The sequence below is a fragment of the Anaerovibrio lipolyticus DSM 3074 genome, assembly GCF_900141865.1.
Lineage (GTDB): Bacteria > Bacillota > Negativicutes > Selenomonadales > Selenomonadaceae > Anaerovibrio > Anaerovibrio lipolyticus.
On the sequence record NZ_FQYW01000004.1, the window covers coordinates 115,359 to 138,281 of the forward strand.

Here is a 22,923-nt window from a genome sequence, read left to right on the forward strand (position 1 = left end):
CCGATTTTAAATTTCCTGCAAGAAGGCCTTATATCCCTTCATGGTTTCGTAAACATCGACCTTGCTTACGGCCTCCCAAGGAGCATGCATACTAAGAACCGCCACACCGCTGTCAATTACATTCATGCCGTAAAGAGCCATAATGTAAGCGATGGTGCCGCCGCCACCCAGGTCAACACGACCCAGTTCGGCAGTCTGGAAGGCAACCTTGTGCTTTTCCATAATGGCACGGATTCTGCCAAGGTATTCTGCACTGGCATCATTGGAGCCGGACTTGCCACCACGGCCGGTGAACTTATTGAATACCATTCCCTTTCCCAGATATGCCACATTCTTCTTGTCAAAGGCAGAGGCATAAAGGGAGTCGTATGCGGAGCTTACATCAGAGGACAGCATCCAGGAGTTGGCCAGACAGCGGCGCAGGGAAATGGCATTATATCCCCCTAAAGCATGAAGCAGCTCTGCCACGGTGTTTTCAAAGAAACGGGACTGCATTCCAGTGGCACCTACAGAGCCAATTTCCTCCTTATCTACCAGCAGACAGCAGGAGGTACGCTTAACCTTCTTGGTTTCAAGCATGGCTACCAAGGAGGTATAGGCACATACTCTGTCATCATGGCCATAGGCCAGTACCATACTGCGATCGAGGCCCAAATCCCTTGCCTTGCCGGCAGGAACCATGGTAAGCTCAGCGGAAATAAAATCATCTTCATCAATATTGTACTTATCCTTAAGGAGCTTAAGAATACCAGCCTTCACTGCATCCTTTTCCTCACCCTTTAATGGATAGCTGCCAATAAGAATGTCCAGATTTTCACCAGTTACCACCTTGCTGGCCTTCTTTTCCATCTGCTCCTGGGATAAGTGAATGAGAAGATCAGTTACGCAGAATACAGGATCCCCCTCATCCTCGCCGATGACGATTTCCTGTACACTGCCATCAAGACGTGCCACCACACCATGAAGGGCCAATGGCAGGGTTACCCACTGGTATTTCTTGATACCGCCGTAATAATGGGTATCAAAATAAGCCATGCCATCGGATTCATATAATGGATGCTGCTTTAAATCAAGGCGGCAGGTGTCAATATGGGCACCCAAAATGGCCATACCCTCCTCCAGAGATTCAGTCCCGATATTAAACATGGCAATAGCCTTGCCCATGCAGACTGCATAAACCTTATCCCCTGCAGAGAGCTTCTTCCCGGATTTAATGATGTCATCAAGATTTTTGTAGCCTGCCTTTTCAGCCTGCCTTACAGCCTCAACCACGCTTTCCCTCTCGGTTTTGCACTGGCTCAAAAAGTTTTTGTAGCCTTCGTTGAGCTTATGCAGGGCTTTTTTTTCTGCTTCAGTATATTTGTTCCAAATCGGAGTCTTCTTTTCGTCTTTTTGCTTATCTTTAGCCATGATTATCCTCCTTATATAATTTATTTCATTTTGGCGAGAATACGCAAGAAGTCTTCTCTGGTTTCGGCCTTGTTGAAAAGTACTCTGAGCTCAGCATTACCCTTTATGCCTCTGGTGTACCAGGTGGCATGCTTGCGCATTTCCCTTGGGCCTACATAATCTCCCTTGAATTTCAGCAGCATATCCAGGTGGCGGAGAATAATTTCCTTACGCTCCTCCATGGTTGGTCCCGGAAGCCGTTCCCCGGTCTTTAAATACTGGGTAAGCTGACGGAAAATCCAAGGATTGCCCTGGGCTGCCCTACCTACCATAACCGCCTCACAGCCAGTTATTTCTCTTATTTTTATAAGGTCATCCACCGTTCTGATATCGCCATTGGCAATTACAGGAATGTTCAGATGCTCCTTAACCTTGCGGATAATTCTCCAGTTGGCATGGTCGCGATAGAACTGCTCACGGGTACGGCCATGTACTGCCACAGCCTTTACTCCCGCTTCCTCTGCCAGCTTGGCCATTTCCAACACATTTATGCGATTCTCATCCCAGCCAATACGCATTTTTACGGTAACGGGCATACTTACTGCTCCCACAAGGGCTTTCAGCACCTTAAAGGCCCGCTCCGGATCCAGCATCATGGCTGAACCCTCATGGTTCTTGACGATTTTAGGAGCCGGACAGCCCATATTAAAGTCAAGAATATCGGCACAACCAAGAGATTCTATATATTCAGCCGCCCGAGCCACACTGTCAGGCTCCGCACCAAAAAGCTGCATGGCCATAGGCCGCTCAGCCTCCTCGGTGTGAAGCATTTTCAATGTATGCTCGTTGCGGTAGTTAATTCCCTTGTCACTGACCATCTCGGAATATACCAAAGGACAGCCCATTTCCCGAGCCAATATTCTGTACGGAGTATCCGTTACTCCTGCCATAGGAGCCAAAAATACAGGGATAGGGAATTCAAAGTTTCCAATTTTCATTAATTACTGATTCCTTTCATAGAGAACCCGCAGACCCGTCAGCGTAAGGAAATGGTCGATTGCATCAATTGTCTGGGATTCCTTGGCAATCATTTTGGCATAACCGCCGGTGGCAATGACCTTCATAGGCTTGCCATACTCCTGCTTAATGCGGCGCACAATTTCATCTATCTGGCCCACAAAGCCGAAAATAATACCGGCCTGCATGCCAGTAATCGTGTTACGGCAAATTACATTCTTTGGGGTTACCAGCTCAATTCTTGGAAGCTTGGTTGCCTTCTGGAAAAGGCCTTCTGCAGAGGTACCAAGGCCAGTGGAAATTACACCGCCCAAAAAGTCGCCGTTTTCATCCACCACATCAAAGGTGGTGGCAGTACCAATATCAATAACAATAAGTGGTCCGCCGTACTGCTCGTAGGCACCCACCACATTTACAATACGGTCCGCACCGATATCACGAGGATTTTCATATTTCAGGCGAATGCCAGTTTTAATGCCAGGACCCACAATAAGAGGCTTTAAATGGAAGTAGCGCTCGCACATTTTCTCCATAGGCACCACCAATGGAGGTACTACTAAGGAAATAATGACGGCTGTGATATTCTCCATCTTGATACCGTGATACAAAAAGAGGTTGTTGATTTCCATACCGTACTCATCACTGGTTTTCTGACGCTCTGTAGATACACGCCAATGACGATACAGCTTCTTGCCATCGTAGGTTCCCAATACCACATTACTGTTGCCAATATCTATTACTAAAAGCATACTTGCCTCCACACTTTCATTTAACTAACTTACTTTCTTGGACGAATGGATACATCTCCGGCGTAAACCTTGCGGATTTCCTCACTGCCCTCAGGCTTCACCAGCAGAGCCCCGTCCTCATCAATATCCACTGCTTCCCCGGCAAAGGTTTCATTGATGCCCAAAACATTGATTTGTTCCCCCAAGGTTATGGACAGGCGTCGCCAACTGTCAAGAACGCCCGCAAAGCCCCTTCTTCTCACATCCAGATAGTGCACTTCCAGACGTCTGAGTACCTCCTGGAAAAAGGCCACCCTGTCAAAATCTCCCAAAAACATGGACATGGAACCGGCTTTATCCTTTATATCCTCGGGGAATATTTTGGGATCAATAATAGCGTTAATCCCCATGCCAATTACCACGTAATTTATACGGTCGATTTCTGCGCTCATCTCAGTGAGAATCCCCACCAGCTTCCGACCTTGATATAATATATCATTTGGCCATTTTATTCCAGCCCTTAACCCCACTTTTTCCATGGCCTCAGCGATGGCCACCGCTGCCATAAGGGTACACTTTGGTGCCTCCTGGGGAAGAAAATCCGGCTTTAATATAACAGAAAACCAGATGCCCCCCTTAGGACAGAAAAAGCTACGGTCCAGTCGGCCCTTTCCCGTATTCTGGCTTTCCGCCACCACTATGGTCCCATCCGGGGACCCCTGAGCTGCCAATCTCTTGGCCTCTGTATTTGTTGAAGCTATATCCTCAAAGGCCACTATATTGCTTCCAATTATTTTATTGCCCAGACCATGGCTTATAACCTCCGGAAGAAGCCTGTCAGGGGCTCCCACCAGCTTGTAGCCGTTTCTGGCCTGGCTTTCAATATTATAACCAGCAGCCTTTAATTCATTTATATGCTTCCATACAGCCGTGCGGGACACTCCCAGCTTCTCTGCGATTTCCTCACCAGAGAGATATGAGTCACCGGCAGCCCGCAAAAGCCCCAAAATCCCCTGTCGCATAAAATTAAACCTCACTTTTCCATAAAACCATCAAAAGGGGCTGCTGCATTAATGATTTCATGCTTCAGCCCCCTATGGATAATAAACCTCGTTATTTTTCAGTGGTACTATTCAGTTTTGGTTCCGGTTCTGTATAAGGAACCTCCACCTCGTCCTCATCCTTTTCAGTAGAAGCATCGCCCTGAACAGGGGTCTGCTCCACTGGCTCCAAAGGAATCAGCTTTGGCTCATCGTCGTCATCCTTAGGCTCTTCCGTTTTCTTTTCAGCCTCTTCCTTTTCGGTGACATTACCAAAGCCAACCAGCTCCTTCAGCTCGGCAGCCTCCAAGGTTTCCTTCTCAATGAGTGCCTCAGCAATGACATGGAGCTTGTCGATATTTTCAGTAAGAAGTACGCGACAGGCTTCATAAGCCTCCTCAATATACTTACGAACTTCCTTATCAATATCGCTGGCCACATTCTCAGAATAATTTCTCTGATTGTTTATGTCACGGCCCAAGAACACCTGATGGTCACGGCTTTCGCCGTAAGCCACCGGACCAAGGGTGGGACTCATACCATACTGGGTAATCATGCTTCTTACAAGCTGGGATGCTCTCTGAATATCATTCTGGGCACCAGTGCTGATTTCCTTCAACACTACTTCTTCAGCCACACGGCCTGCCAGCAGGGTTTTAAGCTGATCCAGAAGCTCGCTTCTGGTAGCATAGGAGCGATCCTCCTTAGGAAGCATAAGGGTATAGCCACCAGCTCTGCCTCTAGGAATAATGGTAACCTTGTGGACAGGGTCAGCATTTGGAAGGAGCATACCTACCAAAGTATGACCACCCTCATGATAAGCGGTAAGCTTTTTTTCCTTGTCGCTCATCACCTTGGATTTACGCTCAGGGCCAGCCATTACACGCTCAATGGATTCCTCCATTTCCTGCATGGCAATGGTCTTCTTGTCACGGCGGGCAGAAAGAAGTGCCGCCTCATTTACAAGATTGGAAAGATCTGCTCCAGTAAAGCCCGGAGTCCGTCTTGCCAATACATTAAGATCAACATCCTTGTCCACCGGCTTATCCTTGGTATGAACCTTCAGAATAGCCTCACGGCCCTTAACATCCGGCTTGTCCACCACAATCTGGCGGTCGAAACGGCCTGGACGCAACAGGGCAGGGTCCAGAATATCAGGACGGTTGGTAGCCGCAATAATGATAATGCCCTCATTGGCAGCGAAGCCATCCATCTCAACCAGCATCTGGTTAAGGGTCTGCTCACGCTCATCGTGGCCACCACCCAGGCCCGCACCACGCTGACGGCCTACGGCATCAATCTCATCAATAAATACGATACAAGGTGAGTTCTTCTTGGCCTGATCAAAAAGATCGCGAACACGGGAAGCACCAACACCTACGAACATTTCCACAAAATCGGAACCACTGATGGAGAAGAAAGGTACTCCCGCCTCACCGGCAACAGCCTTGGCCAGCAAGGTTTTACCAGTACCCGGAGGACCAAAGAGAAGTACGCCCTTTGGAATCTTGGCTCCCAGCTGATTAAACTTGCCCGGATGCTTCAGAAATTCTACGACTTCCTCCAGCTCCTGCTTCGCCTCATCAGCACCAGCCACGTCATCAAAGCGAACCTTAACCTTGTCGCCACCGCTCATTTTTGCACGGCTCTTACCAAAGGACATAACCTTGCCGCCGCCCCCCTGGCTCTGCTGCATGATAAAGAACCATACACCCACCAAGAGAAGGATAGGCAATACAGAGGACAACAGGGTGGACCACCATGGTGGTTCTGGCGGATTTTCCGCCTTAATATCTACATTTTTATCGGAGAGCAGCTTGATAATATCACTGTTCTCACTAGGATAAGTAGGCAACACGGTAGTAAATTCGGTACCATCACTTAAGGTACCCTTAATGATATTTTCAACAATAACTACCTTTGCTACCTTGCCATCATTGGTCTCCTGTACAAAGGATGAATAATTCATCTCCATCTTGGAAGGACCCTTGGCAGAGAAATAATCAATTAATGATATAGCAACCAGAATGATAAGTAGGTAAAAACCCACATTACGGATAAACTTATTCAAACCTCAACCCCCTAAAAAGGCAATAACCTGGTGAAATAAAAATTCAACCAATGGTAAATGGTATTACAATCTTCACAACTCATAATTATATCACATTGAAAGATTATCTTACAGTATCATGAAAATATCATGAATAAATTTCTCTCTTAAGAACACCGACTACAGGCAAGTTTCTGTATTTCTCAGCATAATCCAGGCCATAGCCCACCAGGAACTCATCTGGAACCTCAAAGCCGCAATAGTCGATCTTTACATCCACCTGACGACGGGATGGCTTGGAAAGGAGAGCACACAGCTTAACGCTGGCTGGCTTGCGTTCACGAAGGAGAGCCATAAGATTGTTCATGGTAATGCCGGAATCAATAATATCCTCCACCAAAAGCACATGACGACCGGCAATATCCTTGTTCAAATCCTTCTTAATATTAACCTTGCCGCTGGACACAGCAGCATCGCCATAACTGGAGGCCGCGATAAAATCAATGTTGATTGGCAGTTTAATCTGTCTGATAAGGTCAGTAAAGAATACTGCTGCACCATTTAAGATACCTACCACAACAACATCCTTGCCCTCATAATCCTTGGCAATCTGCTGACCAAGCTCAGCAACCTTTGCTGCAATAGTTTCTTCATCAAACATTACACTTTCCAAATCTTTTTCCATTTTATTCTTCTCCTTTGTCATAAGAAAGTATTATATACTGCTTTGTATCCTTATCAGCCAGGGCCACAGTTGTTTGCCTTAGTCCAGCCACCCAGATGATATCACCTGTACAGCTATTGACCACCAAAGGCACCCTGTCCCGACTGCTCCGTTCCACCTTTGCATCTACAAAAAAATCCTTCAGCTTTTTGTTGCCATTCTCAAATCTGATTCTGTCACCATCATGACGGTAACGCACTATAAGCTCTGTACCGCACTTTGCGGCATCACAATATATTTTATTTTTGGAAAAGGATTTCTCTCCTTCCAGAGAATCAGCTGCATAAGCAGAAATAGTATCACCATAGGGCAAGACTACAGAACTCCCCAGCTTAAGAATTTTATATGGTGTACCTTCTATTGTACCATGACTTGTCAAAATTTTTTCAGTTTTTTTTGATAAATAAAAAAAATCATAACTGATTTTGGCAGTACATCTGTCTGGAAGATTCAGTGAGCTTCCGGTAGCATTTCTGTCAATAAGCTCCAGCACTGCTTCGATATGCTGAAATGAAAGGGCCGTGCCGTGACTTATCTTGCTGACCATCTGCTGAATTAGCCTCCGTCTGATAGCCAGCGGCTCCTTTATAAAATCAGAAATTTTAATTTTATAGCTATTTTCTCCCCGCCCATCAAGCTGACACAGCCTCTCCTCTGCCTTGATGGTAAGCTCATGCAGCAGCTCCTCCTCAGCCGAGGCAGTTTCCGCAAGATTGCACAAGCTACGGGTAATATTTTTGTTATATTCCTTCTTTAATAAAGGCAGCAATTGAAGACGCAGCCTGTTACGGGTGCAGTCAGTCTCCTCGTTGGTGGCGTCATGCCGCGGCGAAAGGCCCTGATGATGACAATATTCCACCAGCTCTGCCTTGGTAAAGTCCAATAATGGGCGAATAATATTTCCCCGCTTTGGCAAAATTCCCGTAAGCCCGTTAAGTCCAGTCCCACGTAATAGATGCATCAATACGGTTTCCGCCTGATCATCACCATGATGGGCTGTGGCAATAAGGGCTCCCCCCAATTCAACGGCCAGTCTGTTCAAAAATGCATATCGCATTTGTCTGGCACAGGTCTCAAGAGACTCTCCCCTTGCCCTGCTAAGCTCTGGGATGTTAGCTGACTCTGAATAAAAGGAGATTTCCCTTTCAAGGCAGTAATTCTTCACAAAGGACTCATCGTCCTTGGAAGCCTGTCCTCTTATACCATGCTCAAAATGTGCAGCTACCACCTTAATAGCCAGCTTTTCCTTCAAGCTCCATAAAATATCCAATAAGGCCAAAGAATCCGGTCCGCCGGAGCAGGCCACTATTACAGTGCTTCCTGGCTCTGTAAGGGAATTAGACTGCCAGTATTCTGTTAGGCGTTTTTCCAATGTCATAATTACCCTCCATAAAGCAAAAAAGCACCTTATTAAAGGTGCTTTTAAAAAGTCTGTTTTTATCTTCTGCGGCCACCGCCACGGCCACCGCGTTTTGAATCTGTCTTACGGCTAAGATCAGTGAGTCGTTCGTCACTGTCCTTAAGGAAGCGGGACAGCTTGTCCTCAAAGGATGCATTTGCATTATTGAAACGACTGCCACCGGCATTACGGCCAAATCCACCAGCAGGCTTGCTGGATACAGGACGAGATTCAAAATTCTTCTTTTCAAAAGGCTTCTTTTCGAAACTCTGCTGCTCTTCTGGTTTCTTTTCCTGAGCGCGTTTTATGGAAAGTGCAATCTTTCCCTTTTCATCAACGGAAAGTACTTTGACCTTTACATTATCCTGCTCTTTCAGGAATTCCTTAACATCACTTACATAAACATCTGCTACTTCAGATATGTGCACAAGGCCAACCTTACCCTCTGGAAGGTTAACAAAAGCACCAAAATTAGTAATGCCGGAGACAACGCCTTCAACAATACTACCAACTTCAATGGACAAAATACTTCCTCCTTAGATAATATAACACTAACACAAGTTATTATACTATCCTGTTTCTTACAGTGTCAAGAATTTCAAGGCCTGGGAGTACCTACTTTTTTTGATAAATATAAGGAATTTCCCCGTCCTTGGTCATGCCCAAATCCTCTCTGGCCAGCTTCTCAACATAAGAAGGATCAACCAGCTGCTCCTTTTCCTGCTGCAGCTGTTCATTTTCCTCCTGAGCCGCCTTAAGCCTTGCCTCCGCCTGAACCTTGTCCTGGCTCAGATCATGATAGGTAAAAGCCTGTTCACCCAGTTTAAAGGCTGCCAGCAAAAACATAAGGGCCATTATAATAACGAACCAGTTAATCTGACGCCTCTGAGGCCTTGCACTATGTAATCTTGTCCTGCTCACAAACGTCCTCCTTTCTGGTTCTTAATCATCAATTAATTTTCACTCCACTGATAATAATCCGTTGTGGCAATGCGCCTATAGATGGAGCTGCACTCATCACAGGCAAATCGGGCCACAGTATCTCTCATGTCAGCACGCCCATTAATAATCTTAACGGCCTCCGGCTCCAGATACCTCATATTGGCACCGCAGCGAGGGCAGGAGCAATTGCCATTTTCGTCCCTTTTGAGCTGCATAGGCTCCAAATCACCGGTTCCGATAATCTTCTTTCTTTCCGGTGGCAGAGTCAGCTCCTCCAAATCAAATCTCTCATAAAGGCCTGAGCTTAACAGCTCACGGTAAAAGGTCTCACATCGACGACATATATAACGTGGCTTAACATTTTCATAGTCCACCTTGCCATTGACTACCCGCACCTGGCCCCCATCAGAAAATTCCAGCTCCTGATTGCAAGCAGGACAGAGATAATGGCCGGAGCCATTCTTGGCAAGGGCCACCACCGGATTAATATCCGTAACGGTGTTCTTCTGTGGCTGTTCCTGCTGGTCCTCTTCCTCCAATGGAAAGGTATCATACATACCAGAGGTAAGAAGCTCACGATAAAACACCTTACAACTATCACATATAAACTTCGGCTTAATGCTTTCGTAATCCACCTTATCCCCTATGACTCTTATGGCACCACCTTCGGTGCAGCGCAGGGTATTTTTGCAACGGGGACAATTATAGCTGCCACCCCGCCCCTTAATAAGACGAACAACATTTTCAACATCCTTAGATGATTTTTCCCCAGACTCCTCGTCAGTCCCCGGAATATCCAGATGCAAGGTCTTTGCTTCTTCCTTCAGTTCATCGTCCAAATCAAAGACATCATAATATCCGGAATGAAGCATTTCTCTGTAGAACTTTTGACAATAAAAGCACACATGGCGAGGCTTAATATTCTCATAATCCACCTTGCCATCCACTACCCGTACCTGGCCACCATCTTTATACACTAAGGGTCTTTTGCACTCTGGGCACAAAAGAGCACCGTTTTCTCCACTTTCTAATGCGGTAACTGCCAAATTAACCACCACACACTTTCTATAGTGTAACTAAATGAAAACAGCAAAAAGAGAAAAATAGAAACTATCCAGATTTTTCCAGACAGCTTTTCACACTTATTATAGCATGAAAAATAAATCTAAAATACTGAAAATTTTGATTTTATCTTAGCCCATGCGCTGGGCAATTTCTTTGGCAGCATCAGTACGCCTGTATTTCAAGGAATTTTGGCTCATTTGCTCCAGCTTTTCAGGATGGGCCAACAAATCACCAATTATCTTGGAAAGGCTGTCCCCGGAATGAAGCCACACAGCCATGCCCCCCTCGGACATGAAACGGGCATTATCCGTCTCCGGTCCTGGTATCGGCTCATGAAGCACCATTGGCAATCCCAAGGACATAGCCTCTGTTAAGGTCAGGGCGCCAGGCTTGGTTATGAGGATATCAGAGGCAGCCATCATAACCGGCACCCTATCAGTATATCCCCAGGTTATAATATTGTGGTGGGATTTTGCAGCAAAGACGTCCACCTTTTTCTTTAGGTCTTCATTACGGCCGGCTATGACGAGCAGCTGTAATTTCATTTTGATTTTTTCCAGCTGGTCCATGGCGGCGTCCATCCCACCAAGGCCCAGACCGCCTCCCATCATTAGGACCACAGGCATATCCGTATCAAGGCCCAGCTCCTGACGGCACAATACCTTGTCATAGCTGTGGCAAAATGGCTCTGAAACGGGAATGCCACTGACGTGAATAATATCCTTGCTGATACCAAATTCCACCAGCTGCTCCCGCATGGAATCAATGGCCACAAAATAGTGGTTCAGCTTTGGGCAAACCCACATCTGATGAACAGAATAATCTGTAATTATGGCACAGGAATCAAAGTCAGCCCTTTTATGTTCCAAGAGATGGGACACTGCATCTGCAGGGAATGGATGGGTACAGATAATGGTATCCGGCCTGTATTTTTTTATAAGTGTCTTCATGGAATACACAATAACGGAGCTCATGGCCCATTTTACAAAGCCGCCCTTCTTTTTGCCGGCGGTAAACTGGTACATAAACTCGTAAAGATTCGGCACAAAGTACAGCATATTAAGGTAGCAGCTCTTCATAAAAGCATTTACCCAGGAGGTCTTTACGGACATGAAATCAATAATATTTATGACAGCATCAGGATGCTGTTTTTTTATGCCTTCAGCCACTGCCGCTGCCGCCTTTTCGTGGCCTGAGCCCACAGACGCCGTTACAATGAGAAAGGACTTAGCCTTTGGCTTCATGCACCAGTACCTCCTTAAATATGTGCAAAAAAATTCGACTAAATTAAGCGGAAGTTAAATAACTCCCGCTTAATAAGGCTCATTGTATCACACCGCCAAAAAAGTATCAACATTTTGCACTAAGCTGTAATTCCTCCGTCAACACTCCAGATGGCACCGTTAACAAAGGCTGCATCATCAGAGCAGAGGAATTCAATAACCCCGGCGATTTCCTCAGGGGTGCCGATTTTCCCCAAAGGATAAACGGACTTCATTTCCTTCAGAGCAGTTTCCCTGTCAGGATATTGCTCCAACTGTTTCTCTGTAAGAGGGGTCATAACATCTCCAGGACACACGCTGTTGACCCTAATATTCCATGGGGCCAGCTCCAAAGCCATGGCCTTGGTGAACAAATTAACAGCCCCCTTGGATGCACAGTAGGCACTGCACAGCATATTACCATGGACCCCCGCATCAGATGAAATATTCACTATCACCCCGGAGCTCTTTTTCTTCATCTCCGCAACCACCTGCTGAGTCATAAAATATGTTCCCTTAACATTGATGTCCATAATGAGGTCAAAATCATCCTCACTCATGTCCTCAATGGCCTGTTCGAAGTAAACCCCTGCAGAATTAACCAGCACATCAATGGAGCCGTAAAGCTCTGCTGCCTTTTCCACAGCATTTTTACAGTCATTTATTTTTCTTACATCACAGGGAATATAATTGCATTTTGCACCACTGACCTTTTCCATAACAGACTTTACAGCCCGCAGCCCCCGGTCAGTATCCCGTCCCAGCAAAACCACATTATATCCTTTTCCCGCAAATCTAATGGCGGTGGCCAAACCGATTCCCGATGTACCGCCAGTAATCAAAACTGTTTTATTATTCATAACTATAGGATTCCTTTATCCAGTCCCTCCCAACGGAAGGCAACAAAAAGGCTGCCTCAGAAATTTGCGGCAGCCAGATTGTATTACTTTAAAAAGATTTATTATCTTTTCTTGCCCTTCTTAGCCTTCTTGTCCTTTTTAGCTGGAGCTGCGCCCTTCTTAGGGTTTACAGCATCCTTCAAAGCCTTACCAGCTTTGAATGCAGGGTTCTTAGAAGCTGCAATCTTGATTTCCTCACCAGTCTGAGGGTTACGGCCGGTACGAGCGGCACGAGCTTTAACCTCGAAAGTACCAAAACCAATCATCTGAACCTTGTCGCCAGCTACCAGAGCTTCCTGTACGCTTGCAAACAGGCCATTTACTGCCTTTTCAGCATCCTTCTTGGTAAGGCCAGCCTTTTCTGCAACCTTTGCAACCAACTGAGACTTATTCATATACATCCTCCTCTTATTTAGGTATAACTGAAAACCCGCATAATTACTAGGTTTTCACCCCTTCATTGTCATCAATATACCATAAACACTGGGTTTCTGCAAGAAAAGTATAAAAAATTATTGAATTTTTTTGAATTTTAGCACTATTTTGCCGCATTCCACAGCTCATCCAACTCATTTAAGGTGAAATCTGACCACTTTTTGCCGGATTCTTTTACCTTTTCCTCCACATAATGGAAGCGTTTGGTAAATTTTCTGTTTGTGTTCATAAGGGCCAGCTCGGAATCTACCTTTAAGAAGCGGGCAAGATTTACCACTGTAAAGAGTACATCTCCCAGCTCCTCCTCAATATGCTTTGGATCCCCTTCTGCCTGGGCCTCCTTCAGCTCCTCCACTTCTTCCTTTATCTTGTCCCAAACCGGTGCAATTTCATCCCAATCAAAGCCCACCTTTGCGGCCTTGTGCTGGAGCTTTTGGGCGCTCATCAGCGCTGGCAGTCCCATTGGTACCCCATCCAATACAGACTCCCTGTCCTTCTTTTCCTTTTTCTTAATGGACTCCCATGCCATTACTGCCGCCCCGGCATCTGAAGCCTGCACATCACCGAAAATATGTGGATGACGACGAACCAGCTTCTCCGTGGCTTCATCAATGACCTCCTGCATAGAAAAGGCCCCTGTTTCCTCTGCCATGCGGGCATGGAATACGACCTGCAAAAGCAAGTCCCCCAATTCCTCACACAGCAGATGAGGGTCCTGAAGTTCAATGGCCTCAAGCACTTCATAGGTCTCCTCTATAAGATTGGTGCGAATGCTTTCGTGAGTCTGGGCAATATCCCAAGGGCATCCCCCAGGGGAACGGAGAGTATGCACAATATCCTTTAACGGAGTAATATCGAATTCTTCCTTATTCTTAAATGGAGGCACATATAAGCTGGTGAGATAATCAATATCCGGTTGACGGTCCAGCTCAAAAAGCTCTATTGTGCGGATGCTTTCATCTGGCATTCCCAGCTTATGAATGTATGTAATAGGATATTCATCGGGGAATACCTCCATAAGACTCAATTTGGTATCCGATGCAATCTGAGGGCTGTAAACCTGGGTAATAACCAGTCCTGTCGGCATATCCACCGGCAGCTGATCAAAATCCTCTGCATCAATTATGGTCATGCCATCAATAGGGTCAATGCCCAGCTTGCTGTACAGCACCTCCACAAAGCTCATCCCCGGCTGGATATCCAGCTTAATATTTTCCTGCTGACAGTATTCACGCAAAAGGACCACGGTTTTTTCAGCCACCATAGGGCTCCCCGGCACTGCATATACCAAATCCTCTGTTGCAGCCTTTTTCACCAGATCTTTGGCAATGGCCTCATAAAGGGCCTCAAAGCTCTCCGCCCCCTCATAGAAGCTGTCATAGGAAGTAAAGCCAATACCCCTTTCCTTTATCATTGGTACCGTCGGGTGCTTTTCTGTGCGGAAATACAAGTGCTGGGCATTTTTCATACGCTCCCAGCTATCTATGGTTATAAGGCCGAAATCCCCGGGACCAAGGCCAATAACAGTAATACTGCCCATTTATACAAATCCTCCTACATATATTTCATTTATCCGTTGCCAACAAATTATTTTGAAGCGGCACCGGCCACAGCCTTGCCGTTTAATATTTCCATAATTGCCAGCACAAAGTCGTGAATAGTCGCCCTTGGCACAATACTTAAATCAATGAGCATAGCCTTGGCCTGATTGTCAAATTTCACATGGTTGCCGTACATCCCGGAAACCTCCAGAAGATTCTCCACAGGACATTTGGGCTCCCCGACAAAATAGATTTCCAGATACTGGCTTCCCTCTGTGATACGCTGAACCCCTGCCAGCCGAGCCTCATTTCTGATACGGGCCACTGTAAAGAGGTTCATCACGGACTGTGGTGGGTCACCAAAACGGTCCACCAGCTCATCCATGAGTTTATCAAGGGTCTCATTATTTCTAAGGGCTGCCAGCCGCTGATAAATCTCAATCTTGTGCATGGCATCCCCCACATATTCATTGTCGATATAGGCCTGAACCTTTATCTCTACCAATGGGTCTGTCTGACGCTCCACTGGCTTGCCTGTTTTAAGCTCCTGCACCGCATCATCCAGCATGCGGCAATACATTTCAAAACCCACACTGGCAATATGACCATGCTGCTGGGAGCCAAGAAGATTTCCCGCCCCGCGGATTTCCAAATCACGCATGGCAATCTTAAAGCCGGCGCCTAATTCTGCAAATTCCTTAATGGCCTGAAGTCGCTTTTCTGCCACTTCCGACAGCACCTTATCCTGCTTGTACAGAAGATAGGCGTAAGCAATATTCCGTGAACGACCTACTCTGCCCCGCATCTGATAGAGCTGGGCCAGACCAAATTTATCCGCGTCATACACAATAATTGTATTGGCATTGGACACATCCAGCCCACTTTCAATAATGGTGGTGGAAAGGAGTATATCAAACTGTCCCTCGTAAAATTCCACCATAACCCGCTCCAGCTGGGCCTCCGGCATCTGACCATGGCCCACCCGGATATTGGCATCAGGCACCAGCTTTTCCAATCGGGCCAGCATTGAGTAGATACTATCCACCCGATTATAAACGAAATAAATCTGTCCCCCACGCTTCAGCTCCCTATTAATAGCGTTACGGATAATATTATCGTTTTCCTCCACCACATAGGTCTGAACCGGGAACCTCTCCTGAGGCGGCGTTTCAATAACGCTCATATCCCTAGCTCCTGCCAATGACATGTGGAGAGTTCTTGGAATAGGGGTGGCACTTAGGGTAAGCACATCAATGCCTATGGCCATCTGCTTTATCTTTTCCTTTTGGGAAACGCCAAAGCGCTGCTCCTCATCCACTATGAGAAGTCCCAAATCCTTGAATTTGACCTTCTTGGCATTTAAAATAGCATGGGTCCCAATGAGAATGTCCACCTGACCGGCCTCCACCTTGGCCACCACTGCCTTTTGCTCCTTTTGACTTCTGAAGCGGTTAATAACCTCCACAGTGGGACCGAAATTGTGAAATCTTTCCGCAAAGGTCTGGTAATGCTGCTGGGCCAAAACAGTGGTAGGCACCAGCACCGCCACCTGCTTGCCATCCATAACTGCCTTGAAGGCAGCACGTATGGCCACCTCGGTTTTGCCAAAGCCCACATCACCGCAAAGGAGGCGATCCATAGGCTGCTGACGCTCCATGTCCGCCTTTATCTCAGCTATGGCCGTCAACTGGTCATGGGTTTCCTCATAAGGGAAAGCATCCTCAAATTCACGCTGCCATACAGTATCCGGAGAAAAGGCATATCCCTCATCCCGCTTTCTCTTGGCATAAAGGTTGATGAGCTCCTTGGCAATATCCTTAACAGAGGAACGAACCTTATTCTTTGTCTTGGTCCAGCTGGAGCTGCCAATCTTATGGAGTCGTGGCACCTCACCTTCCTTGCCGATGTATTTTTGCAGCATGCTTACCTGATCAGTAGGCACGAAAAGACGGTCCTCACCGCCATATTGTATATAGAGATAATCCCTTTTTATTCCGTCGATTTCCTCGGTTTTTACCCCACAGTATTTACCAATACCATACTGGGAATGAACCACATAATCCCCCACGTTGATTTCACGGAAATGATGTATGCGGTCTTCCTTGCTAATGCGGGAAAGCCGCTTTTTCTGACGTCCAAAAATATCCTTTTCCGTAATTACAACCAGCTTGGCCCCCGGCAGCTCAAAGCCATTTAAAAGACTTCCCTTAACTACCGTTGCCACACCCGGTCTGAGGGCAGTATCCACATCCCCTTCAACGGAGGCCAGACGGTTACGGCCCAATATCTCCCGCACAGAGGACACCTTGGCCATATCCCCCAGAGTAACAATAACCTGATTTTTATCTCCCAGCCAGCTTTCCATATCGTTGGTAAACATATCAAACTGGCGCTGGTAGGAAGCCACCCCCTGTACGGATACACCGATAAGGTGGTCGAGATTTATACTGTGAAGGCTATGAAGCATCATGGCCATGTAAATTACATTATAGGAATTAATTTTCCCCAGAAAATCCTCCCAGGAAAAAAGACGGCCCTTGATATCCGGATTTTCCTTGGCCAGCTTTATGATTTCTTCACGAACTTTCAGTGGATCATCAACAATTACTGCCGCCTCATTGGTAATAAATTCCGTAAACATGGCCTTGCGATGCTTGTCATCAAATACATCGAAGGGCAGGATTTCTGCCTTGTCAACCTTGGATATGGAGGTCTGGTTTTCCACATCAAAAAAGCGTATGGAATCCACCTCATCATCAAAGAATTCCATACGATATGGAGCATGACTATTTACGGGGAATACGTCCACAATACCACCACGGACACAGAATTCCCCCTGCATATCCACCTGGTCCACCCGTTCATAGCCCATCTTTACCAGCTGATCCAGCAAATCATCACGCTCGATGACAGTGCCCACACTCAGCTTCAGACTCAGGGCCTTAAACTGTTTTGGTGATATACCCTTCTGGGCTGCTGCCTGGGCAGTGGCCAATATAATTCTGGTATCCCCCTTAAGGAGGCTTCCCAATATTTCCATACGGCGGGAATTTCTGGCAATACCCTTGGCCGCCGCATTAAAATCCACCATATCAAGAACAGGCAGCTCCACCACCTCAGTATCAGGCAGCAACGACGTGAGATTTTCCTTCCATGCCCCCAGCTCGTCCTGATCATAGGTGATGATTATACTGGTTCTTGGATTTTCCGCATAACAAGCACAAAAGGAGGCATGCTTTTGGGTACCGGATAAACCGTACACAAAGGCCTGCCCCTTTCCTCTGTTATAGCAGGTGCTCATTTGCTCTATTGAACTGTCCTTTAACATGACAGATAACAAATTCTGCATTACTTCACCTTACACTTTTCTATTTGTATATAAAATTCAACTATTGTAAAACACCGCATATATCATATCACAAAACAGTTGGTTAGGGTACTGAATATATACCATGTCACCAACAATCTATACTTTCAGTTTATAGAATATGTTGTTCCCCGACCATTTCCTTTTCGTTTAATGTACCCGCTAGTATGGAGGGTATTCAGAGCCCGAATGGTTTTTGACTTACTCCAATCCAGTTTATCGGCGATTTCACTGCTGGAAAGCCTCATGCCATCTTCCAACACCTCCATTACCTTTTTATTGTCCGTGGTTATCTCGTAGGTAGTGGTGAAAGCCGGCAACACCACAAATACTGCATTGTCAGTCACTTCAAAGGATGGCTGTCTGGTTGCACCATTATAAGCCTCTTTTATCCGCTTAATGCCTGTTCCAAACATTTCAATAAGATGCAATCTAAAAAAGACATTGGCAACTATTGGATTTCTCAGGTCGGAAATAAAACCATTGATATATTCTTCCTTGGTAAGTCCCTTTGGCAATCCCCCTGGAGAAGCGATTTCTATTCTGTCAGGAAACATGGATATTCTGATATAAGGGTTATTATCCCAAGTTCGATGAACCAAAGCATTGGCCACAGCCTCCCTAAATGCCTTCTCAGGAATAATGTCAACCTTTCTTCGCTCTATCCCATCAATTTTATCGTATTGATAATAACGCTCATACATGGCCACAGCCATATCGTATTGTTTTAGCACAGATATCCCCGAATAGGTTTCTCTGTCCATTATTTCACTGATACTATTGCCGAATCTGGCCATATCAATACCACTATTTTTATTTTCGTCTGCAAATAATGCCGCTGCAATATTATATTGTTTTTCCCCATTGTAAAAGCCAAAGGTCCGTAAAATATCATCCGTGAGCTTTGATACTCCCAATATTTCCTTCAGCTTTTTCTCCAAATAATCAAAGGTGAGCTGATTGCTTCCACAAGCCAGTTCTTCAAAATGCAAATTTGAACCTTCCAAAACCAAACGCTTTAGTTCAACGTGGTCTGTTTCAATAGTAGCTGTATCACTACGACGATATGCCTTCCCCTTGTAGAAATAAGGCTTATCTTTACCTTCAAAAACATCAAGAGTAATAATTTTTGTTTTATTATTTATTGAAATAGAATATTCTGGCTTAGGCCTAATACTATCATTAATTTTGTTCTCTATCACCAAACAAGCATTGTCCACATCGTCAATACCAACACTATTTCCGTTATCATCCACACCAAATAATATTTTCCCCATTCCAAAATTGGCAAAGGCACTTACCGTCTTTAGAAAAGTATTAGTCACTTCCTGCTTAAATTCCAGGTTCCGTCCTTCTTTCATCTTTCTCCCCCCTCGTTTATGTTGCAATAATCATATAATAAGCAAAACAAAAAAGCAACGAAAATATTATCGTTGCATTTTTGTACCAAAATAATACTCAAAATTGATTATCGACTCTATGTATTATATAATATCAATGGGTGTTGTTTGGCGGAATATTTGCCCTCACAAGGGGTGATGCCCATGAGCGATAGTATTATAGTAGTTTTACTGCTAATATTGCTAATAATCGTGGAAACAAAGAAATAAACCGCCCTAGCCGTTCAAACTTAGGCGGTTTATAAAGTAAAACTTATAACAATCTGAGGGCGACCGCTAGACGGCACCCTTTTCTTGTGTCCATTATAACTCATGTATATATTTTTTGCCATAAAAAATATTGTATTTACCAGTTAGAATTCACAAATTGAACATGGACTGGTTCTGTAGGCAACCCTTCATCTGACCAGAAGAACAACCAATAACTACCAATTTTAAATAGCTGCGGCATGATCAAAGCCACCTTCCTGTGAGAATTCAATAATCAGATTTGCCGCCTCTTTAATAAATGCTAAATAGTAGTCTACTTCTTCCTTGGTGTATCCTTTTATATTTTCAACCTTATATGATGGCAAAAAGCACTCCATACTATGAAAACAATCCTGCTCATCAGGAGTTTCGATATAAACTTTCACAGTACCATCATCCCGCATTTCAGTGTGGGTAATCACAGTATCATCTTCTAAAGTCATAAATGGGTAAATCATGGCATCCCCCAAACTACAAATACATTGTTTCCTTCTCTTAGTTAGTTTGATTTTATCATTTTGGTTTCTTACCTACAATTGCTGTTTGTAGCGGGAAAAATTATGCAAGAACCTCTTACACATTTGGTCAAGCCCATTGAAGTTTCATAAATTTACTTATATGATCCTCTTTTAAACCTGTTAGTAAAGCTCCCAAAAGTGCCATAAAATGATCATAATTCAATCTATCGGGATCAATCATGCTATATCGCAATATGACGTCACCATCTTCAGTTACAATATATTTTCCAAATATAGTGCTTCCATTAAGTGTATTTATCAATCTTAATAATTCATCTCTTTTCAAGGGACTTGTTATTTTAGCAATATTATATATATCTACTAGAATATATTTTTCCTCTACATCCAAACGACAATATATAGCTATCCTACCTACATTACGAATTTCATCAGTCAGAATGATACGGTTATAATCTTCATCGCTTGGACCCACTTCATAGTTATAGTTATTATTATCTAGAAATTCCTTAAAATTTTCAAACAATCCCATTTTAATTCTCCTTTACAATTTACAACATACTCTTATTTTGGTAATAGCTAAATATTAATACCTTAGTCTACTTCGCAATCTCTTTGGCTTGTGGGAACACATCTTCCACTTGATTCAAGTTTATTGGCATAGGAAATACACTACAATTACTACACTTTACTGCAGCTGTATCTTCTTTAGCAGAAAATAAAAGGTACGCATTATTGTCACCACATCTCGGGCAACTAATAATAAATTTTCTTCTCACATTCATCACCTAACTTGTTATCATTTTCCGTGGTCAAGTATAGCACATTTGTCCCCCCCGTAAAGACAAGTGTGCATTATTTCATTAAACAACTTTTATTTTCTACATGTAGGTGAATAATAATGTTAAAAGTGAGTATCTTTGTAAAACACTCAACTTTACCTGCATAAATACTGAAATAATACCTGGTAGACCTACTCTGGCTGGCAATCCATTTTTTTACTTTGCTTTTAATGTTTTCCGTATTCTAAGTTCCATAGCCATTGATGGTTTTCATGAAAAGGTTCATAAGTGACCGATGTCATCTGACATTTCCATATCATGTACATCATCACAGATTGCAAAGAATAAGCCACCATAAGTTTTGGGGTCATACACATACAATTCAAAGGAAGTGTATATGGCAACCATCAAAATACATATACCAGATTATGAATTAAATATTATTAAAGACTTCGCTAGAGCCAATAACAGCAACTTATCTGAAATCATACGCCGAACCATGATTGAACGAATTGAAGACGAATAAAAAAACCGTGGACTTTATTGCAACCTTCTTGCAGTAAAAAATCCACGGTTTCCTTTTTTATTCAACTATAAACATTCACCATTTAGTCCATAAATCCTGCCACTTTGCCGTTTTGCAGGTAAATGATGATATCATGGCCTGGGGCGTAGTATACAAACTGCTTTGTTTCAGTGTCTCCCACCACGGCGCGGCCTACATGGTCAGGGGTACCGAAAAGTCTCCGTACCTTTTCCTCAGAGTCGCCTATATATACATTATTGGCCCGTTCTGCTTCCTCTGCCGCTTTTTTGGCAGCCTTGGCAGCCTCCTCCTGACGTTTTGCCTCAGCCTGGCGGGCCTTCACTTTTTCATAATCAGCATTGACCCGTTCACGGTCACGACGGACATTATCCGCCAAATCCCCACAATAATCTTCACCAATCTCTTCAAAGCTGTTATGGGCAGTAGTAATACCGCCGTCACTTGCTTTACCATCTTTGTATTTCATCATTGCATAAGAATAAGTCAACAATGTCTCACAGTCATCACAACGATCATCACCCAACCCATTTAAGGTGTCCATGGCATTTCCCCATTTTCCTGCCTTAAGATACTCCACAGCACTACTATGCCCGGATTGATGAATCTCAGCATGACGCTTTTCTTCCATTTTAGCCTTGTAACCCTGATAGCCGAAAAAGGCCACTATCACAGCTACAACCACCCCTATTGAAATCAGAAATATTTTCTTTCCATGATCCTGCATTATTTCCACTCCTTGTAATATTCAGCACATAGATTAGTGTAGCACCTACCAGGCTGGCATGCAACTTTTGTACTATTAAAATATATTGTATACATTTTATTTTATTTAATCTGGCATACCGGATTTTACGATATATGGTTAGATAGGATTAGGTGTTCTGTCTTTGTATTTAATTTTTCTTTTAAGGATGAAGGAGGAAGATGAACATGGATGTTAATATGATTTCTTCTTTGTCGCAACAAACAGCAACGGTGAAGGCCAGTATGACAAAAACTACCACCACCAATGAAGCGACAAATGAAACCACCACCACTGAGGCTTTTTCCCTGGATATTTCCACGGAAGTAAAAAAAGCCTCCACTGCACTTGGTAAGCTCACACCTGAACAGGTTGACGCCTTACAGGAGGGTATTGACAGAAGCTATATGTTAATGATTAAGACCCTGACTGAGCAAAACGCCACTTTGCAGGGCTACCTTGACCAGGGTCTTTTCAAATTTGACTTTGACGGCGTAGAAATCGGTCTTGACAAATTTGTGCTACCGGAAGTGGCAACCACCCCTGAGGAAGCAGCCAAGGCTGTAGGCGAGGGTGGCGAGTATTCCGTTGATGCGGTGGCAACACGTATCATGGATATGGCAACCTCCATCGCAGGCAATGACCCGGAAAAATTAAAGATGATGCAGGAAGCTGTGGAAGAAGGATTCCGCCAGGCTGGAATCACCTGGAAGGAAGCCATCGGACAGGATGAAATGCCACAGATTACCCATGATACCCATGATGAAATCACAAAGCGCTTTAACGAGCTCTTTGAGAAATTGGGCATCAATGTACAACAGCCTGCCGATACAGAGGAGTAACACAACTAATCAAAAAAGGATGCAGTC

The 22,923-nt window shown here is 44.6% G+C and carries 21 protein-coding genes; 2 read left to right on the forward strand and 19 right to left on the reverse strand.

Annotated elements, in window-relative coordinates; translation table 11 throughout:
• Nucleotides 1-6: 6 nt before the first annotated feature.
• The 18 genes from B6K08_RS01700 to B6K08_RS01785 form a co-directional block, all read right to left on the reverse strand.
• The gene (locus tag B6K08_RS01700) at nucleotides 7-1,410 is read right to left on the reverse strand and encodes an aminopeptidase (RefSeq protein ID WP_039208484.1); all 1,404 of its coding nucleotides are present in this window, start codon (nucleotides 1,408-1,410) and stop codon (nucleotides 7-9) included.
• 20 nt (nucleotides 1,411-1,430) lie between these two features.
• A complete protein-coding gene (dusB, locus tag B6K08_RS01705; RefSeq protein ID WP_039208483.1) occupies nucleotides 1,431-2,387 on the reverse strand; it encodes a tRNA dihydrouridine synthase DusB in 957 nt (318 codons plus the stop codon).
• A 3-nt stretch (nucleotides 2,388-2,390) separates the two neighbouring features.
• Nucleotides 2,391-3,155: a type III pantothenate kinase gene (locus B6K08_RS01710; protein WP_080325219.1), complete on the reverse strand. Its 765-nt coding sequence runs from the start codon at nucleotides 3,153-3,155 to the stop codon at nucleotides 2,391-2,393.
• 29 nt (nucleotides 3,156-3,184) lie between these two features.
• Nucleotides 3,185-4,156, reverse strand: coding sequence for a biotin--[acetyl-CoA-carboxylase] ligase (locus tag B6K08_RS01715; protein WP_039208478.1), 972 nt, complete (start codon nucleotides 4,154-4,156; stop codon nucleotides 3,185-3,187).
• A 91-nt stretch (nucleotides 4,157-4,247) separates the two neighbouring features.
• A complete protein-coding gene (ftsH, locus tag B6K08_RS01720) occupies nucleotides 4,248-6,245 on the reverse strand; it encodes an ATP-dependent zinc metalloprotease FtsH (RefSeq protein WP_039208475.1) in 1,998 nt (665 codons plus the stop codon).
• 127 nt (nucleotides 6,246-6,372) lie between these two features.
• Nucleotides 6,373-6,909 (reverse strand): hypoxanthine phosphoribosyltransferase, encoded by a 537-nt coding sequence (gene hpt / locus B6K08_RS01725; protein ID WP_039208472.1) that lies wholly within the window; start codon nucleotides 6,907-6,909, stop codon nucleotides 6,373-6,375.
• 1 nt (nucleotide 6,910) lies between these two features.
• Nucleotides 6,911-8,326 (reverse strand): tRNA lysidine(34) synthetase TilS, encoded by a 1,416-nt coding sequence (tilS, locus tag B6K08_RS01730; RefSeq protein ID WP_039208469.1) that lies wholly within the window; start codon nucleotides 8,324-8,326, stop codon nucleotides 6,911-6,913.
• Nucleotides 8,327-8,385: 59 nt separating this feature from the next.
• Complete coding sequence (locus B6K08_RS01735) at nucleotides 8,386-8,871, reverse strand: S1 domain-containing RNA-binding protein (RefSeq protein WP_027397465.1); 486 nt, start codon at nucleotides 8,869-8,871, stop codon at nucleotides 8,386-8,388.
• Between the two features lie 91 nt (nucleotides 8,872-8,962).
• Nucleotides 8,963-9,268: an FtsB family cell division protein gene (locus B6K08_RS01740; RefSeq protein WP_052212157.1), complete on the reverse strand. Its 306-nt coding sequence runs from the start codon at nucleotides 9,266-9,268 to the stop codon at nucleotides 8,963-8,965.
• A 32-nt stretch (nucleotides 9,269-9,300) separates the two neighbouring features.
• Complete coding sequence (locus tag B6K08_RS01745) at nucleotides 9,301-10,335, reverse strand: hypothetical protein (RefSeq protein WP_052212155.1); 1,035 nt, start codon at nucleotides 10,333-10,335, stop codon at nucleotides 9,301-9,303.
• A gap of 147 nt (nucleotides 10,336-10,482) precedes the next feature.
• Nucleotides 10,483-11,598, reverse strand: a complete 1,116-nt coding sequence (locus B6K08_RS01750; protein WP_039208465.1) for an MGDG synthase family glycosyltransferase — start codon at nucleotides 11,596-11,598, stop codon at nucleotides 10,483-10,485.
• A gap of 119 nt (nucleotides 11,599-11,717) precedes the next feature.
• Nucleotides 11,718-12,476 carry an SDR family NAD(P)-dependent oxidoreductase gene (locus B6K08_RS01755; RefSeq protein ID WP_039208462.1) on the reverse strand — a complete coding sequence of 253 codons (759 nt, stop codon included), beginning with the start codon at nucleotides 12,474-12,476 and terminating at the stop codon, nucleotides 11,718-11,720.
• Nucleotides 12,477-12,577: 101 nt separating this feature from the next.
• On the reverse strand, nucleotides 12,578-12,910 hold the full coding sequence (locus B6K08_RS01760) for an HU family DNA-binding protein (RefSeq protein ID WP_052212153.1): 333 nt from the start codon (nucleotides 12,908-12,910) through the stop codon (nucleotides 12,578-12,580).
• 143 nt (nucleotides 12,911-13,053) lie between these two features.
• The gene (gene yabN / locus B6K08_RS01765; RefSeq protein ID WP_039208460.1) at nucleotides 13,054-14,490 is read right to left on the reverse strand and encodes a bifunctional methyltransferase/pyrophosphohydrolase YabN; all 1,437 of its coding nucleotides are present in this window, start codon (nucleotides 14,488-14,490) and stop codon (nucleotides 13,054-13,056) included.
• 47 nt (nucleotides 14,491-14,537) lie between these two features.
• A complete protein-coding gene (gene mfd, locus B6K08_RS01770) occupies nucleotides 14,538-17,840 on the reverse strand; it encodes a transcription-repair coupling factor (protein ID WP_080325220.1) in 3,303 nt (1,100 codons plus the stop codon).
• Between the two features lie 125 nt (nucleotides 17,841-17,965).
• A complete protein-coding gene (locus B6K08_RS01775; protein ID WP_039206257.1) occupies nucleotides 17,966-19,219 on the reverse strand; it encodes an ATP-binding protein in 1,254 nt (417 codons plus the stop codon).
• 473 nt (nucleotides 19,220-19,692) lie between these two features.
• Entirely contained in the window at nucleotides 19,693-19,965 is a 273-nt protein-coding gene (locus B6K08_RS01780; RefSeq protein WP_039206259.1) for a hypothetical protein, read from the reverse strand.
• 127 nt (nucleotides 19,966-20,092) lie between these two features.
• On the reverse strand, nucleotides 20,093-20,515 hold the full coding sequence (locus B6K08_RS01785) for a YbjN domain-containing protein (RefSeq protein WP_039206261.1): 423 nt from the start codon (nucleotides 20,513-20,515) through the stop codon (nucleotides 20,093-20,095).
• A 647-nt stretch (nucleotides 20,516-21,162) separates the two neighbouring features.
• On the opposite strand from B6K08_RS01785, the gene B6K08_RS14030 reads away from it, so the two are divergent.
• On the forward strand, nucleotides 21,163-21,291 hold the full coding sequence (locus B6K08_RS14030) for a DUF6290 family protein (protein WP_039206275.1): 129 nt from the start codon (nucleotides 21,163-21,165) through the stop codon (nucleotides 21,289-21,291).
• Nucleotides 21,292-21,373: 82 nt separating this feature from the next.
• On the opposite strand, the gene B6K08_RS01790 is transcribed toward B6K08_RS14030, so the two are convergent.
• The gene (locus B6K08_RS01790; protein WP_039206263.1) at nucleotides 21,374-22,036 is read right to left on the reverse strand and encodes a hypothetical protein; all 663 of its coding nucleotides are present in this window, start codon (nucleotides 22,034-22,036) and stop codon (nucleotides 21,374-21,376) included.
• Nucleotides 22,037-22,242: 206 nt separating this feature from the next.
• Between B6K08_RS01790 and B6K08_RS01795 the strand changes: the two genes are divergently transcribed.
• Nucleotides 22,243-22,896: a hypothetical protein gene (locus B6K08_RS01795; RefSeq protein ID WP_052211839.1), complete on the forward strand. Its 654-nt coding sequence runs from the start codon at nucleotides 22,243-22,245 to the stop codon at nucleotides 22,894-22,896.
• Nucleotides 22,897-22,923: the final 27 nt, after the last annotated feature.